Source organism: Thalassovita mangrovi, from assembly GCF_009857745.1.
In the GTDB taxonomy this organism is placed as follows: Bacteria; Pseudomonadota; Alphaproteobacteria; order Rhodobacterales; family Rhodobacteraceae; genus Thalassobius; species Thalassobius mangrovi.
On sequence record NZ_WWEN01000006.1, the window covers coordinates 117,822 to 131,466 of the forward strand.

Consider the following 13,645-nt stretch of genomic DNA (forward strand, 5'->3'; position numbering starts at 1 on the left):
CGGGCCGCCAACAAAGCGTGTCGAGAATTGGAACGAACGCCTTTCCCCCCGTCATTTGCCGCTTTTCCCCCCGCGCCCTTGCTGCCATAATGCCCCCCAACCAATCCATAAGAGCAGCAAAACATGGCCGACGATCTTCTCTCCGGGTCCCAGAACGACACTTACGACGCCTCCTCCATCGAGGTGCTGGAGGGGCTGGAGCCGGTCCGCAAGCGCCCGGGCATGTATATCGGCGGCACCGACGAACGCGCGCTGCATCACATGGTGGCCGAAATCCTCGACAACTCGATGGACGAAGCGGTCGCCGGGCATGCCAACCGGATCGAGGTCGAACTGAACGCGGATTATTCGCTGACCGTGCGCGACAACGGCCGCGGCATCCCGATCGACCCGCACCCCAAGTTCCCCGACAAGTCGGCGCTGGAGGTGATCCTGTGCACCCTGCACGCGGGCGGGAAATTCAGCGGCAAGGCCTACCAGACCTCGGGCGGTCTGCACGGGGTCGGTGCCTCGGTCGTCAACGCGCTGTCGGATCTGATGGTCGTGCAGGTCGCGCGCAACAAGGAACTTTACGAGCAGCGCTTCAGCCGCGGCATCCCGCAGGGGCCGGTGGAAAAGGTGGGCGCGGCGCCGAACCGGCGCGGCACCACGGTGACCTTCCACGCCGATGAGCAGATCTTCGGCCAGCACCGGTTCAAGCCCGCCCGCCTGTTCAAGTCGATCCGTTCCAAGGCCTACCTGTTTTCGGGCGTCGAAATCCGCTGGAAAACCGCCATCGACGATGGCGAAACGCCGCTTGAGGCGACGTTCCACTTCCCCGGCGGGTTGTCCGATTACCTGAAGGAAACGATGACCGGGTCGTCGACCTATGCCGAGCAACCCTTTGCCGGGACGGTGGATTTCCAGGAAAAGTTCAACACCCCGGGCAAGGTCGAATGGGCGATCAACTGGACGCCGTCGCGCGATGGCTTCATCCAGTCCTACTGTAACACAGTGCCGACGCCCGAGGGCGGCACCCATGTGGCGGGCTTCTGGGCCGCGATCCTGAAGGGGATCAAGGCCTATGGCGAGCTGGTCAACAACAAGAAGGCGGCGCAGATCACCCGCGACGACCTGATCACCGGCGGCTGTGCCTTGGTGTCGTGTTTCATCCGCGAACCGGAATTCGTGGGCCAGACCAAGGACCGTCTGGCCACGGTCGAGGCGCAGCGGCTGGTGGAAAACGCCGTGCGCGACCATTTCGACAACTGGCTGGCGGCGGATACCAAATCGGCCGGTGCGATCCTCGATTTCCTGGTGCTGCGGGCCGAGGAACGGCTGCGCCGCCGGCAGGAAAAGGAAACCCAGCGGAAGACCGCGACCAAGCGGCTGCGCCTGCCCGGCAAGCTGGTCGATTGTTCGGCCACCAACCGCGAGGGCACCGAGCTGTTCATCGTCGAGGGCGACTCGGCCGGCGGGTCGGCCAAGATGGCGCGGGATCGCAAGACGCAGGCTTTGCTGCCGCTGCGCGGCAAGATCCTGAACGTGCTGGGCGCGGCATCCTCCAAGCTCGGCTCCAACCAGGAAATCAACGACCTGAGCCAGGCCCTGGGTGTGGGTCTGGGCAGCCGGTTCAACATCGACGATCTGCGCTACGACAAGGTCATCATCATGACCGACGCGGATGTCGACGGGGCGCATATCGCGTCGCTGCTGATGACCTTCTTCTTCACCCAGATGCGGCCGCTAATCGATACCGGGCATCTGTATTTGGCCTGCCCGCCGCTGTTCCGGCTGACCCAGGGCGCCCGCCGCGTCTATTGCATCGACGAGGCGGAAAAGGACGCGATGCTGGAAAAGGGTCTGGGCGGCAAGGGCAAGATCGACGTGTCGCGCTTCAAGGGTCTGGGCGAAATGGACGCCAAGGACCTGAAGGAAACCACCATGGACCCGAAATCGCGCAAGCTGATCCGGGTGACCATCGACGAGGACGAACCCGGCGAAACCGGCGACCTGGTCGAGCGGCTGATGGGCAAGAAGCCCGAGCTGCGGTTCCAGTATATCCAGGAGAACGCGCGGTTCGTGGAGGAGCTGGATGTGTAGATGGTAACAGAAATAACGAAGTCACAAATAATTAGGGCTAGCGGATGTTTTCCTATATTCGATGGCAGGGCGATACTAAGCACAAGCACCACAAGTAAAAGCGAAGAAGAAATAGCAACATACCGATCAAAGCCCCCCGCCCCTTGGGGCTACTCTGACCTACCGAATATATTAAAAGAATTATTTAAAACAAAGAAACTGGATCAGATCACAGCAGGACTGAAAGCAAATTTCGATGAAGTTCAGGCCAATTCAAAAATTGCCATCGTGAAATACGTTGCGAGCAAACTTGACCCTAATCAGTACTCATATTCTGAAGACCGATTACCAGCGAGAACCCTTGGTGAGGGGTACTCCTTTCGACCGACTTATGACATTGCCTTAAGGTCAAAAAGCGGAATTCATTTTGTATTCATTTCACCTAGCGCAAAACCAGTCTTAAAAAAATCTCAACGAAACCTCTTAATAAGAGCACTTTCCATACCGCAACCTGGTTATGATGAGGATCTTTTCGTTGAATATTTTGAGTTTCCAGAACTATCTTACGGACGTGAAGCCCTTCACATATCAGATACATTTCAGTATTTTGACAGCGCTGATATTATTCAGCACTTTCTTAATTTTGCTATCATAGATAATCGCTTTAAGCGTCCCGGATCACTGCTTTAAGCAACCCGTAGGGTGGAGTTTCACCCCACCATTCCGACACCGAGCAAATTGGTGGGGCAAAACCCCACCCTACCCCTCATCTGAGCCAGAATGGACAAGGCGATGGACGTGAAATTTGACGAACTTCCGTGGCATGACACCGAATTGTTGAGCGTGAATATTGACCGGAAAAATCCCGGTAAGTGCGACGAGGTTTCTTTGAAAATCCGGTGGCCGAACGGCGAAAGAAGTACATTGGTTTTCACGGATTGCTATGGTTTCGAAGCGGATATGAATTTTGGCATTGTTGCCGAAGAGAGCATTCTGGACGCGTCGGTGTCTGACGAAGATGATAGGCTGAGCCAGATCAGATCGGACTGGCGCAAAGGGGGCGTCGACCTGTCGAATTTGAAACTCTTTGAAATAGAAATGAATTCGAGTGGGAGCCTACTTAAAATCTTTTCGTTAGGTTTTAACGCTAAAAATTAACATCTTAACAAGACGTAGGGTGCGTGATTTCACGCACCATGATGGCGCCTCTTTAGGAAGGTGCGTGCAAGCACGCACCCTACCCCGCTTGCCGCAACCGGCCGGCTCCCCTACCCTTCCGCCACCCAATCCCGGAGCCGCCGATGACCCCGCAAGACGCCCAAGCCCTGCTGCAGGAAAACTTCGCCCCCTGGGTGCTGGACCTGGACCTGACGGTGACGGAGGTCACGCCCGAACACCTCACCACCCGGATGCCGCTGACCGACCGGCTGGCGCGGGTGGGGGGCATCGTGTCGGGGCAGGCGCTGATGGCGATGGCCGACACCACGATGGTGCTGGCCGCCTGCGCCGCACGCGGCGGTTTCCATCCCTTCGCCACCACCAACATGGACACGCAATTCCTGCGCCCCGGCAAGGGCAGCGCGATCCTGTGCCGGTCCGAGGTGGTGCGCGCGGGCCGGGCGATGACCTTCGTCCGCGCCACGATGAGCGAGGAAACATCTGGCAAGCCGGTCGCCACCGCCTCGGCCACGCTGTTCGCAGGGTAGGCCAACGGACGGTCGGCGGAAAGTTTTAGGTCGGGAATCCCTTACTTTATGCCCGCCGCGGCGCAGGTAACCTGAAAGCCGTCTGCTCAAGATTCTGCGCCAGAACCTGCCACATCAACCCGAAGGGGACCCCATGCGATTCATTCTGATCGTGCTGGGCTGGGTCATCGCGACCTCGGCCCTGTCTGCCATTACCTCGCTGCCCGGGGCGGAACGGGAAAGCTCCATGCCGCCGTCGGTGACCACCGGCTGATCATGACCCCGCGCGGCCTCCGCGATATGCCGGGGCCGCGCAAAAGGGCTGGACCAATCGCGCCCCGCCATGCCTAATCGCCCCATGCGTTTTGCCCCGATCCTGCTGCTGTTTCTCGCCGCTTGCGGCCGTCCCCTGACCGAGGGGGAAAAATCCTTCGCCGCGACGCTTTACGGCGACGAATTGCAGACCGAAAAGGTGCGGCTGGTGGACGGGCATTTCGCCCGCTCCTTCACCTTCGAATACGCCGCACGGCCACGGGTGACCTGCCAGGACCGGGTGTTCCCGCCGGTCGAGACCGAGACCGTCACCTGGTCGCCCGCCGCCACCACCCTGTTCAACACGGTGCTGCTGCGCGACGACCTCTATCGCGAAGATTTCACCCAGGAATACCGGCCCGGCACCGACCTTTACGCGCTGATGCTGTTTTCGCATGAAATGGCGCATGTCTGGCAATGGCAGAACCGGCGCGACACCGGCTATCACCCGGTGAAGGCGGCGCAGGAACATGGCGGCGGGCGCGACCCGTATCTGTTCGATCTGGACGGAGAGGCGCGATTTGCCGATTTCGCCTATGAGCAGCAGGCGGCGATCGTGGAGGAATATGTCTGCTGCCGGGCCTTGGCGCCGCAGGCGGCGCGGACCGGGCGGCTGCACGCGATGCTGTCGCAGGCGATGCCGGTGGAGCGGATGCAGAACCGGATCGACGCCATCGCGGCGGTGCCGTGGAAAGGCGTCGATACGCGCGGGATCTGCGATTGAGGGTCTAGCCGGGCGCGAGCCGGGTTGGCGCCGCCGGGGCAGCGGCCCCACTTCATCCTGACGGCCTTGTTCCGGGCAGATCAGCCCGTCTTACTGCTGGATGCTTTCGAGATAGACCATGAGCGCCGCCAGCGGCCGCGGCACCGGCGAGAACTTCCCGTCGCCGACATCGACCGGCACGGTCGGGCCTTCCAGCAGCAGGCCGAATTCCGGCATGTCCTCGCCCGGGGTGTCCATCCGCGTATAGCCGTCGATCACCGACAGGATATGGGCGCGCGGGAAGGTCCCGTCATAGCGCCGGGTGATCGCGGTCAGGTCCGCCGGGGCCGGGCGCAGGTCCTTGGCCAGCTCGCCATCGCCGCGCCCCGACACGCCATGGCACAGGGCGCAGTTTTCGGCGTAAAGCGCCGCCCCCTCTCCGGCTTCGGGCATGCTGTCATTGGCACAGGCCACCAGCAGGGCCGCGCCCGCCAGTCCGGCCAGGATCGTAAGGGGTTTCATCTGCGCCTCCGTCGAAATCGTTATTCTTGCTGAATGGTTAGCAGATAAGACACCAGATCGGCAATCGGCCGGCTGGTCATCACCGGCTGGCCGTTCGGGGCCTTCAGCGCGGTATCGTCGCCTTCGAAGAACTGGCCATAGACCGGCATCGAACTGCCGTGGCTGACCAGCGGATCGCGCCCGTCGATGCGCCGGATCGCGCGCAGCAACGGGAATTCGCCGCCGTTATTCGCCGCCAGCGCGGACAGGGCGACCGGTTGCACCAGCAGGATCGGCGCCATCGGCCCGTCGCCGTCGGCTTCCAGCCCGTGGCAGGTGGCGCAGTGGCGCATGTAGAGATCGCGCCCGGCGGCGATCTGGGCGGTATTGTCGATTTCCTGGGCCTGGCCGGGGGCGGCCACGGTGGTGAAAAGAACTGATGCGAGAATCGCTTTGAGCATCCGGCGTCTCCTTCCCTGCAAAGCGCGGTTTCCTGCACTGTGGCAGACCCGGCGCGATGCCACTTTGACACGTATCATGTTCGCGGCGATAGCCCCGGATCGGCCCGGTCGCGGGTTTTTTACCGCGCCCCGGCCCGCGGGCGCGGCCCGGTCACAACACGGGTGACAAGCGGGGCGGTTTTGCCCATCCTGCCGCCGATACGACCGGGAGGATACAAATTGCCACAGACCACCATCTATGCCCTGACCATGTTCGCCGCCGGTGTCGGCATCCCTGTCCTGGCGGCGCTGAACGCGGCGCTTGGCGGGCGGATCGGATCGCCTGTAGCCGCCGCCGCGATCCTGTTTTCGGTCGCGTGGTGCGCGGTGGCGCTGCTGGTGCTGATCACCGGGCCTGCGCCGCTGGCCAAGGCTATGGGCGCACCGAAACACCTGTTCCTGGCCGGGCTGTTCGTGGCCTTCTACGTGCTGTCGGTGACCATGGTGGCGCCGAAGTTCGGCATCGGCAACGCGATCTTCTTCGTGCTGCTGGGGCAATTGTTCTGCGCCGCCGCGATCGACCATTTCGGCTGGTTCGGCGCGATCCAGAGCCCGCTGACCCTGAAACGCACCCTGGGGATCGCGGTGATGTGCCTGGGCGTGTTCCTGGCGCGGAAGGTCTAGATCGGAGGCCCCGCCCGCGCGGGCGGGGGGACGCCCGGCGCGCGCCGGGCGCGTCCTCAACCCTCGGTCAGAACCCCGTTATCCATCCGCAGCACCCGGTCCATCCGGGCCGCCAGTTCCATGTTATGGGTGGCGATCAGCGCCGCCATGCCGGTGGCGCGCACCAGTTCCATCAGCGTTTCGAACACGTGATCGGCGGTGCCCGGATCCAGGTTGCCGGTGGGTTCGTCCGCCAGCAGCAGCGCCGGTTCGTTGGCCAGCGCCCGGCAAAACGCCACCCGCTGCTGTTCCCCCCCCGACAGCGCCGCCGGGCGGTGATCGGCGCGGCCGCCCACCCCCACCCGCGCCAGCAGGTCGGCGGCCCTTGTCACCGCCTCGCCCCGGTTCACGCCGTTGGCCAGCTGCGGCAGCACCACGTTTTCCAGCGCGGTGAATTCCGGCAGCAGGTGGTGGAACTGGTAGATGAAACCGATGTCCTCGCGCCGCGCGGCGGTGCGCTTGCGGTCGGACATGCCGGTCATGTCGCGGCCGCAGATGCGCACCGCGCCCTCATCGGGCGTGTCCAAGAGCCCCGCGATATGCAGTAGGGTCGATTTGCCCGCGCCCGAGGGGGCGACCAGCGCCACCACCTCACCCGGGGCGATGGAAAGCTCCGCGCCGCGCAGCACCTCGACCGCGCCGGGCAGGCCCTTGTTATAGGTCTTGGTGACGCCCGACAGGGCCAGCACGGGATCATTCATAGCGCAGCGCCTCCACCGGGTTCATCCTTGCCGCGCGCCGCGCCGGGAAGATGGTGACGACGAAGCTCAGCCCCAGCGACAGCGACACCGCGCTCAGAACGTCACCCAGTTGCAGCTTGGCCGGCAGGTTGTAGATGCCGCGCACCGACGGGTCCCAGACGCCGCCGCCCGAGACGTAATTCACCAGCGAAAAGATCGGATCGATATAGATCGCGAACAGGCAGCCGAACAGCACCCCAAACACCGTGCCGATCAGCCCGGTGAATGCCCCGCAGATGAAGAAGACCCGCAGCACCGATCCCTCGGTCAGCCCCATCGTGCGCAGGATGCCGATGTCGCGGCCCTTGTTCTTCACCAGCATGATCAGCCCCGACACGATGTTCATCGCCGCGATCAGCACCAGGATCGACAGGATCACGAACATCACGTTGTCCTCGATATCCAGCGCCCGCAGGAAGCCGCCCGATGCGTCGCGCCAGGACCAGATTTGCACCCCGTCGCCGCCCGCCTTCAGCAGCGGCAGCGTCAGGTCGTCGACCTTTTCCGGCTCGGCCACCATCACTTCCATCTCATCCGCCACGCCTTCGCGGTTGAAATAGCTCTGCGCCTCCTTGAAGGGCATGTAGACGCGCACACGGTCGATGTCGTAGCGCCCGGCCGAGAAGATATAGATCACCTCATAGGCCTTGACCCGCGGCGAGGTGCCGAAGGCGGTCTTGACCCCGTTGGGGGAGATTACCTTGATCTTGTCGCCCAGGGTCACGCCCAGTTCGCGCGCCACGCCCGATCCGATGGCGATGCCATCGTCGAAACGGGAAATGTCGCCCATGCCGGTGTCTGCGGCCACAATGCGCGGGATCGCCTTCAGGTCATCCAGCGCGATGCCGAACACCTCGATCCCGGCGTTGCGGTTGCGGGCATTGGCCATCACCTGCCCCTTGACCAGCGGCGCCACCCGGGTGACGCCGGGGACCTGGCGGATACGCTCGGCCAGCTCGGCGTAATCGGGGATGGTGCGGTCGATCCCGCCGGTCACCGGGTCGACCCGGCCGATATTGTAGACCGTGACATGGGCATTGGCGCCCAGGATCGTGTCGACGAATTCGGCGCGGAAGCCCGAGCGCACCGCCAGCGTGGCGATCAGCGCGAAGACCGCCAGCGTGATGCCGATCAGCGAAATCCAGGTCATCACGCTGACCCCGCCCTCGGCCCGGCGCGCACGCAGGTAGCGCCAGGCGATCATCCATTCGAAGCGTGAAAAGGGTGCAGTGCTGCCCGCCATCATCCGGCCCTTGTTTGGTTTTCCCAGAGGTGGCCCAGCGATGGGCGGAGGTCAAGTTTCAACTTGCGGGGCGGGCGGGCAACCGCCCGCACGACAACAGGTTCGGCTCACCCCGCGTCCTTGTGCCTGCCATTCTCGATCTTGTGGCGCAGCGGCAGGATCCAGATCGCCGCCACCGCGGCGAAGGCGGCGCCCGCCAGGAAGGTCCATTGCGCGCCGAAGACCTGCCACAGCCCGCCCGCGATGACGCTTGCCAGCAGCAGCGCCACGCCGGTCACCAGGTTGAACATGCCAAAGGCGGTTCCGCGCAATTCGGCGGGCACGGTTTCGGCGACCAGCGCCGACAGCAGCCCCTGGGTGAAGCCCAGATGCGCGCCCCACAGCAGCACGCCGACGGCGATGCCCATCAGCCCGCCCGACAGCGCCAGGAACAGGTCGGCCACGATCAGCAGGGCAAGCCCCACGATCATCAGCCGCACCCGGCCGATCTTGTCCGACAGCGCGCCGACCGGATAGGCCACGACCGAATAGACCGCGTTCATCCCCACCAGCACCAGCGGCACCAGCATCAGCGCGACGCCCTCGGCTTCGACCCGCAGGATCAGGAAGGCTTCGCTGAACCGCGCCAGGGTGAACAGCGCCGCCACCACGACCACCTGCCAGTAGACCCCGCCCAGCAGCCGCAATTCGGCGCGCGACAGCGGGTTGCGCACCTTGCGCAGGCCCGCCGGGCGGTCGGGTTCCTTCACCGCGAAGACGATCAGCGCCAGGGCCAGGAAGGCGGGCAGCACCGCGACCCAGAACACGGAGCGGAAATCGTCGGCGAACAGCCACATCAGCGCGATCGCCAGAAGCGGCCCCAGAAAGGCGCCGAACGTGTCGAGCGACTGGCGCAGCCCGAAGGCCGCGCCGCGCAGGTTGCCCGGCGCGATATCGGCGACCAAAGCGTCGCGCGGCGCGCCGCGAATGCCCTTGCCGACCCGGTCGATGAACCGCGCCGCGATCAGCCAGCCGATCGAGGGGGCGAGCGGGAACACCGGTTTGGTCACCGCCGCCAAGCCATAGCCGAGCGCGGCGAGCTCCTTGCGCCGCCCGATCCGATCGGACAGGGCACCGGAAAACACCTTGGTTATGGCCGCCGTGGCCTCGGCAATGCCTTCGATCACGCCGACGGCAAGCGTCGTCGCGCCCAGCCCGACGGTCAGGTAGACCGGCAGCAGAGCGTGGATAATTTCAGAGGAAATATCCATCAGCATCGACACCAGCCCGAGGGCCCAGATTCCCGCAGGCAGGCCGCGCCACTGCGGTTTTGGTTGCTCGGTTTCGGCTTGGTTCGGTTGTGTCACTGCCGGGTCCCTTCCCTGCTTCGGCCGTATCGAGCCGGAAGATATTGCGACAGTGGCATGGATCGGATGGCCGGGAAAGGACGGAAATCGGCCCGTCGGAACAGCCCTGACCGGGATGGCAGGGAACGGGCTGCGCCCGGCCGCGGGTGGGCGCGCCAAGCTGCGCGATTGGCAGTTTATCCATCCGCCCCTTCCGACCTTCATGTATCGCGCATGCCTCACCGAAGCGCCCGCCCGGCGGCGCAAAGCGCCGCTGTTTCGGGCTGGGGTCCATGCCCCAAGAGCTCGGATCAACAAAGGGTATCAATTAAAAAACCCGGCCGAGCACCTGTGGCGCGGCCGGGTTTTAATTCGTTCGGGAACCGGTGAAAGGATCAGAGCCCGGTCACGCGGTGCTTGGCGTAGATCTGAATGATCTTTTCCACCGCCTGTTCGGGCGGCAGTTCCTCGCTCTCGCCGGTGCGGCGGCTGGTCAATTCGACCACGCCGTTCTTCAGCCCGCGCGGGCCGACGGTGATGCGCCAGGGCAGGCCGATCAGGTCCATGGTGGCGAACTTGCCGCCAGCGCGTTCCTTGCGGTCGTCGTAAAGCGGTTCCAGCCCGGCGGCGGTGAAGCTGTCGTACAAAGCTTCACAGGCGGCATCGGCTTCCTCATCCCCCTGTTTCAGGTTGACGATGCCAACGTGGAAGGGCGTCACGCCCTCGGGCCAGATGATGCCGTTTTCGTCATGGCTTGCCTCGATGATCGCGCCCAGCAGGCGCGACACGCCGATGCCGTGCGATCCCATGTGGATCTGCACCGGCTTGCCGTCGGGGCCCTGCACCGCGGCGTTCATCGCATCGGTATACTGGGTGCCGAAATAGAAGATCTGGCCGACCTCGATGCCGCGCGCGGTGCGGCGGCGTTCCTCGGGGACCTCGTTGAACAGCGCTTCGTCATGGGTTTCATCGGTGCGGGCATAGCGCGAGGTGAATTCCTCCAGCACCGCCTGGCACTGTTCGACGGAATCGTAATCGATCGCGCGGTCGCCGAAGGTCAGATCGGTGATTTCGCTGTCATAGAACACTTCCGATTCACCGGTTTCGGCCAGCACCAGGAATTCATGGGTGTAATCGCCGCCGATGGGGCCGGAATCGGCGCGCATCGGGATCGCCTGCAGCCCCATCCGTTCATAGGTGCGCAGGTAGCTGACCAGGTGACGGTTATAGGCGTGCAGCGCGTCTTCTTTCGACAGGTCGAAGTTATAGCCGTCCTTCATGTAGAATTCGCGGCCCCGCATCACGCCGAAACGCGGGCGGATTTCATCGCGGAATTTCCACTGGATCTGGTACAGGGTCAGCGGCAGGTCCTTGTAGGAATTCACGTGGGCGCGGAACACGTCGGTGAACATTTCCTCGGCGGTGGGGCTGTAGAGCATGTCGCGCCCGTGGCGGTCCTGCATCCGCAGCATTTCTTCGCCATAGCCGTCGTAACGGCCGGATTCGCGCCACAGGTCGGCCGATTGCAGCGTCGGCATCAGCATCGGGATGTGACCGGCGCGGACCTGTTCCTCGTGCACGATGTTTTCCAGCTTGCGCAGCACCTTGAAGCCCAAGGGCAGCCAGGCATAGATGCCCGCCGATTGCTGCTTGATCATGCCGGCGCGCAGCATCAGGCGGTGGCTGACGATCTGCGCCTCGGACGGGTTTTCTTTCAGAACGGGCAGGAAATAGCGCGACAGACGCATTTAGGGACCCCTTGGGTTGGCATTTGGCTTTCAGGCCGGTTTAGAAGGTGACGGGCGGGCAGGCAAGCCCGATGAGACGCGAGGCCGTTTTGCCGCTGGCCCGGATTTGGCCCAAGCGGGGTTAAGCCTTTCTCAAGCATTTTGCCGCTAAGACTTTTACATGTCTGATCGCAATCAAAATGCTCATGAGAACCTGGCCTACTGGTTCGTCCTGGCCGATGCCCAGCGCTCGCCGACGGCGCGTCGCCTGCGGCCGGCCTTCGCCCTTGTGTCCGCCCTGCTGTTCGCGCTGGCGCTGGCGGCCACCACTCTTGTCCTGCTGCGGGTGATCGCGGCGCCTGCCGGGATCGACGCCGGTGGCGGGCTGGTGGTGATCGGGGTGCTGGCGGCGCCGCTGGTGGTCTGGTCGGCGGCGGTCAGCCGCCGGGCGCTTTGGGTGCAGCAGGAAGGCCGGGTGACCGAACTGATTTCCGAAACCATCGCATTGCTGGCGGCCGTCAAGACGGTGAAGGCGTTGCAGACCGATGCACAGGGCCGCCAGGTGGCGGTCGACCTCTCGGTCCCCAATATCGAGGTGCGCACCGGCGCTTTGCTGTCGCTGGAACGGATCGCGCGGGATTCGGTGATCCACGGGCGCGGCCGCGACCATGTGCGGGTGATGGAAATCCTCTGCGCCTATATCCGCGAAAACGCCCCGGCCCGGGACGCGGCGGAGTTCCCCCTGCCCGACTGGACCGCGCTGCCGGAACAGGCCGATGCGGCCGCGCGGCGGCAGCATGAAATGTGGCGACGGGCGCGGTTTTCCCCGCAATTCGACGACAATGCGCGCGACTGGGCGCAATCGCTGGCCGGGCCGCGGGTGGATATCCAGATGGCGCTGGACATCCTGGCGCGGCGCAACCCAGCGCAGCGGCTGGCCGAGGCCGAGTGGGGCGCGGCGCCGGGCGAAGACCCGAATTGGGTGTTCGACAGCGAGGGTTTCGAGGATCTGCCCGAGGCGGCGACGGGCGATACGGTCGCGGCGCAAACCATCAAGGCCTTCCTGCGGCGGCTGACCGGGTGGCGCGAAATCGTCTGGGCCTATCCCGGGTATCGGATCGACCTGCGCCGCACCAACCTGCAGGGCGCCGACCTGTCCGGCGCCTTGCTGTGCGGCGCGCGGCTGGAAGGGGCGCGGCTGGAAGGCGCCAAGCTTGCCGGGGCACGGCTGGAAGGCGCGCATATGGACGAGGCCCATCTGCAGGGCGCCAACCTGTTCGAGGCGCAGATGCAGGGCGCGCGGATGTTCGCCGCAAGGCTGGAAGGCGCCTATCTGCGCCGCGCACGGCTGGAAGCCGCGCTGCTGCAGGAGGCCCGGATGGAGGGCGCGCTGCTCTACCGGGCGCGGATGCAGGGGGCCGATCTGCGCGGCGCCCATCTGGAAGCGGCCGATCTGGGCGAGGCGCGGCTGGAAGGAGCGAAACTGACCGGCGCGCGGCTGGAAGGGTCGAGCCTGTACGAGGCGCATATGGAAGTGGCCAACCTGTTCGAGGCGCGGATGGACAAGGCCCGCCTGTTCGAGACCCGGCTGGAAGGCGCCGACCTGCGCGGCGCGGACATGGCCGGAGCCTTCATCACCCGGGCGCGGATGGATGCCAATACCGCGCTTAGCGCAGCCAATATGCGCGGCGCGGCGCTGCGCGAGGTGGATTTTTCCGCCGTGCCGATCGCCGCCGATCAGATCACGGCGAGCTTCGGCGACGCCTCGGTCATCCTGCCGGGTCATGTCGGCCCTGGCGGCCCCGACTGGCCGGGGCACTGGCCGCAATGGCAATTGCCGCTGGGCATCCCCGACGCCAACGATTTCCCCACCCAGTGGAACGCCTGGCGCGCCGGACCCGAAGCCTATACCCCGCCGCCGCCGCCCGCCGCCGCCTGAGCGGAGGGGACCGCGCCGCGAGCCTGGTCGGCGGCGCCGGGCCGGGCGAGCCCTCCCCGGGCCGACTACTGCCCCCGGCCTGACGGGACCGGGACCGGATCAACCCCACTCTGACCGGACGAGTCCGCTGCCGGGGCCTGACCGCACGCGCCGGGGCCGCCCCCGGGGACCGGCGGACCCCGCGATCGCAAAAGCCCGCTTGCGCCCGAAACCCCCTTGAACAAAAGCCCGCAACAGGGGACATAA

Annotated in this window: 13 protein-coding genes; 7 read left to right on the forward strand and 6 right to left on the reverse strand. The window is 64.7% G+C overall.

The features are described from left to right. Positions 1-123 precede the first annotated feature (123 nt). From parE to GR167_RS14495, 5 genes are all read left to right on the forward strand, one after another. Positions 124-2,082, forward strand: a complete 1,959-nt coding sequence (parE, locus tag GR167_RS14475; RefSeq protein WP_160974423.1) for a DNA topoisomerase IV subunit B — start codon at positions 124-126, stop codon at positions 2,080-2,082. Beyond that, positions 2,083-2,751 (forward strand): hypothetical protein, encoded by a 669-nt coding sequence (locus tag GR167_RS14480; protein WP_160974424.1) that lies wholly within the window; start codon positions 2,083-2,085, stop codon positions 2,749-2,751. Between the two features lie 90 nt (positions 2,752-2,841). Further along, on the forward strand, positions 2,842-3,219 hold the full coding sequence (locus GR167_RS20170; protein WP_212769985.1) for a hypothetical protein: 378 nt from the start codon (positions 2,842-2,844) through the stop codon (positions 3,217-3,219). Between the two features lie 143 nt (positions 3,220-3,362). Further along, positions 3,363-3,767 (forward strand): PaaI family thioesterase, encoded by a 405-nt coding sequence (locus tag GR167_RS14490; protein ID WP_160974425.1) that lies wholly within the window; start codon positions 3,363-3,365, stop codon positions 3,765-3,767. A gap of 337 nt (positions 3,768-4,104) precedes the next feature. Then, entirely contained in the window at positions 4,105-4,782 is a 678-nt protein-coding gene (locus tag GR167_RS14495) for a hypothetical protein (RefSeq protein WP_160974426.1), read from the forward strand. A 90-nt stretch (positions 4,783-4,872) separates the two neighbouring features. On the opposite strand, the gene GR167_RS14500 is transcribed toward GR167_RS14495, so the two are convergent. Both GR167_RS14500 and GR167_RS14505 read right to left on the reverse strand, forming a co-directional pair. Then, positions 4,873-5,283, reverse strand: coding sequence for a c-type cytochrome (locus tag GR167_RS14500; protein ID WP_160974427.1), 411 nt, complete (start codon positions 5,281-5,283; stop codon positions 4,873-4,875). Between the two features lie 20 nt (positions 5,284-5,303). Continuing rightward, entirely contained in the window at positions 5,304-5,723 is a 420-nt protein-coding gene (locus GR167_RS14505) for a c-type cytochrome (RefSeq protein ID WP_160974428.1), read from the reverse strand. 249 nt (positions 5,724-5,972) lie between these two features. Between GR167_RS14505 and GR167_RS14510 the strand changes: the two genes are divergently transcribed. Beyond that, on the forward strand, positions 5,973-6,386 hold the full coding sequence (locus GR167_RS14510; RefSeq protein WP_160974522.1) for a DMT family transporter: 414 nt from the start codon (positions 5,973-5,975) through the stop codon (positions 6,384-6,386). 56 nt (positions 6,387-6,442) lie between these two features. On the opposite strand, the gene GR167_RS14515 is transcribed toward GR167_RS14510, so the two are convergent. The 4 genes from GR167_RS14515 to proS form a co-directional block, all read right to left on the reverse strand. Continuing rightward, the gene (locus GR167_RS14515; protein WP_160974429.1) at positions 6,443-7,126 is read right to left on the reverse strand and encodes an ABC transporter ATP-binding protein; all 684 of its coding nucleotides are present in this window, start codon (positions 7,124-7,126) and stop codon (positions 6,443-6,445) included. Further along, positions 7,119-8,408 carry a lipoprotein-releasing ABC transporter permease subunit gene (locus GR167_RS14520; RefSeq protein WP_160974430.1) on the reverse strand — a complete coding sequence of 430 codons (1,290 nt, stop codon included), beginning with the start codon at positions 8,406-8,408 and terminating at the stop codon, positions 7,119-7,121. The genes GR167_RS14515 and GR167_RS14520 overlap by 8 nt, the downstream gene beginning before the upstream one ends. Before the next feature lie 107 nt (positions 8,409-8,515). Continuing rightward, the gene (locus GR167_RS14525) at positions 8,516-9,754 is read right to left on the reverse strand and encodes an MFS transporter (protein ID WP_370741321.1); all 1,239 of its coding nucleotides are present in this window, start codon (positions 9,752-9,754) and stop codon (positions 8,516-8,518) included. A gap of 374 nt (positions 9,755-10,128) precedes the next feature. Next, on the reverse strand, positions 10,129-11,481 hold the full coding sequence (gene proS, locus GR167_RS14530; protein WP_160974431.1) for a proline--tRNA ligase: 1,353 nt from the start codon (positions 11,479-11,481) through the stop codon (positions 10,129-10,131). Between the two features lie 160 nt (positions 11,482-11,641). On the opposite strand from proS, the gene GR167_RS14535 reads away from it, so the two are divergent. Continuing rightward, entirely contained in the window at positions 11,642-13,399 is a 1,758-nt protein-coding gene (locus tag GR167_RS14535; RefSeq protein ID WP_160974432.1) for a pentapeptide repeat-containing protein, read from the forward strand. Positions 13,400-13,645 lie beyond the last annotated feature (246 nt).